3 protein-coding genes are annotated in these 2,271 nt (G+C 67.9%); all 3 read left to right on the top strand.

What is annotated here, in order from left to right; translation table 11 throughout:
* Positions 1 to 355, top strand: a 355-nt coding sequence (locus WA317_RS15800; protein WP_425173924.1) for a phosphatase PAP2 family protein, incomplete at its 5' end; no start/stop codon positions are given.
* On the top strand, positions 352 to 1,275 hold the full coding sequence (locus tag WA317_RS15795) for a decaprenyl-phosphate phosphoribosyltransferase (RefSeq protein WP_425173923.1): 924 nt from the start codon (positions 352 to 354) through the stop codon (positions 1,273 to 1,275). The genes WA317_RS15800 and WA317_RS15795, both read left to right, overlap by 4 nt.
* Before the next feature lie 31 nt (positions 1,276 to 1,306).
* Positions 1,307 to 2,271: flagellar motor control protein ZomB (gene zomB, locus WA317_RS15790; protein ID WP_425173925.1), on the top strand; the 965-nt coding region annotated here is incomplete at its 3' end.

Genomic DNA, 2,271 nt, shown 5'->3' with positions numbered 1-2,271 from the left:
GGCCTGGTTGGTGGCCGGCGCCGGAGCGCTGACCGCGCACGCTGCCGCCGTCGTGATCAAGCGGCTCGTTCGCCGACCGCGGCCGCACCACCCGGCGGTCGCGGTCAATGTCGGCACTCCGAGCCGGCTGAGCTTCCCGTCGGCGCACGCCACCTCGACCACAGCGGCCGCCGTGCTGCTCGGCCGTGTCACGGGCATTCCGCTATCTGCGATAGTGGTGCCGCCGATGGCGATGTCCCGGATAGTGCTGGGCGTGCACTATCCCAGTGACGTGGCCGCCGGCGTCGCGGTCGGCGCCGCCGTCGCCTCCGCCGCCATCCGACTGGACAATAGGAGCAGTGAGCGCGCCCGATGAGTGAGGACGTGGCACAAGCGAGCGGGCCCCAGGCGAACCTGATCGTCGGGGTTGTCAAAGCGATCCGTCCGCGGCAGTGGGTGAAGAACGTTCTGGTTCTGGCCGCACCACTGGCCGCCTTGGGCGGCCCGAATATCCTGGTCCGCTACGACTACGCAGACGTGCTGGCCAAAGTCGGCGTGGCGTTCGTGGTGTTCTGCCTGGCGGCCTCGTCGGTGTACCTGATCAACGACGTGCGCGATGTCGAGGCCGACCGCGAGCACCCCACCAAGCGGCTGCGGCCGATCGCCTCCGGTGTCGTGCCGGGATGGCTCGCCTATCTCATTGCCGCGGTGCTCGGCGTCGCGTCGCTGGCCATCTCCTGGCTGGCGACCCCGAACCTGGCGCTGGTGATGGCGGTGTACCTCGCCATCCAGTTGGCGTACTGCTTCGGTCTCAAACATCAGGCCGTGATCGACATCTGCATCGTCTCGTCGGGCTTCTTGATCCGCGCCATCGCCGGTGGTGTCGCCGCGGACATCTACCTGTCGCAATGGTTCTTGCTGATGATGGCGTTCGGGTCGTTGTTCATGGCGTCCGGAAAGCGTTACGCCGAGCTGCAATTGGCCGAACGCACCGGCGCCAAGATCCGTAAGTCGCTGGAGAGCTACACCAGCACCTACCTGCGCTTCGTGTGGACGATGTCGGCGACGGCAGTGGTGGTCTGTTACGGGTTGTGGGCCTTCGAGCGCGACGGCCACTCCGGGTCCTGGTTCGCCGTCTCGATGGTTCCGTTCACCATCGCGATCCTGCGCTATGCGGTCGATGTCGACGGTGGACTGGCCGGGGAGCCCGAAGACATCGCGCTGCGGGACCGGGTGCTGCAGGTGCTGGCGCTGGCCTGGATCGGAACCGTCGGTGTCGCTGTTGCGTTCGCCTAGCCCGGCGACGATGCAGAGCGCGCAGGCGATGATGAGGAGGCGGGCAATCAGTCTGAGCCCGAAAGTCGCGGCACCGAAGACCAGGCCGCCGTCGCGGCGACCCGAGGTGGTGGGGTGGGTGCGCCGGCCGATGTTTCCCTATCACCTCACTGTTCGGGTGAGCCTGTGGGTCAGCGTGGCGGTGATCGCGGTGCTGTTCGGCTGGGGAGCCTGGCAGCGACGTTGGATAGCCGACGACGGGCTGATCGTGCTGCGCACAGTGCGCAACATGCTGGCCGGCAACGGGCCGGTGTTCAACGCCGGCGAGCGGGTGGAAGCCAACACCTCGACGGCGTGGACATTCCTGCTCTACCTGGGCGGCATGGTCGGCGGTCCGTTGCGGCTGGAGTATGTCGCGCTGGCGACGGCCCTGGCCCTCAGCGTGCTGGGCATTGTGCTGATGATGCTGGGTGCGGGCCGGCTCTATGCGCCCGGCCTGGCCAGCCGTCGCGCGGTGATGTTGCCGGCCGGCGCCTTGGTATACATTGCGGTGCCGCCGGCGCGCGACTTCGCGACGTCCGGCCTGGAGAACGGCTTGGTGCTGGCCTACCTGGGGCTGCTGTGGTGGATGATGGTTTGCTGGTCGCAGGTCCCGCCGGCCGGGCCGGAGCGGCGGGTGTTCACCGTCGCGCTGGCCTTCGTTGCCGGCTGCAGCGTCTTGGTCCGCCCCGAGCTGGCGCTGATTGGCGGCCTCGCGCTGATCTTGATGCTGGTCGCGGCGCACGGTTGGCGCCGTCGCGTCCTGATCGTGGTGGCCGGCGGCCTGCTGCCGGTGAGTTATCAGATCTTCCGGATGGGGTACTACGGCTTGCTGGTGCCGGGCACGGCGCTGGCCAAGGATGCGGCCGGCGACAAATGGTCACAAGGGCTTATCTACCTCGGCAATTTCGACCGGCCCTACGAGCTGTGGGTGCCGGCGATGCTGGTGCCGGTATTGGCGGCAGTGCTGTCCATCTC

The sequence above is a fragment of the Mycobacterium sp. genome (assembly GCF_049802695.1).
Classification (GTDB): Bacteria; Actinomycetota; Actinomycetes; order Mycobacteriales; family Mycobacteriaceae; genus Mycobacterium.
The sequence above is the reverse complement of the archived record's forward strand: the minus strand, read 5'-3'. Positions and strand labels throughout refer to the sequence as shown.

What these genes read in the sequence shown, in the direction of transcription:
- WA317_RS15795 (WP_425173923.1), top strand. Translation starts at nt 352, where the DNA reads ATGAGTGAGGACGTGGCACAAGCGAGCGGGCCCCAGGCGAACCTGATC.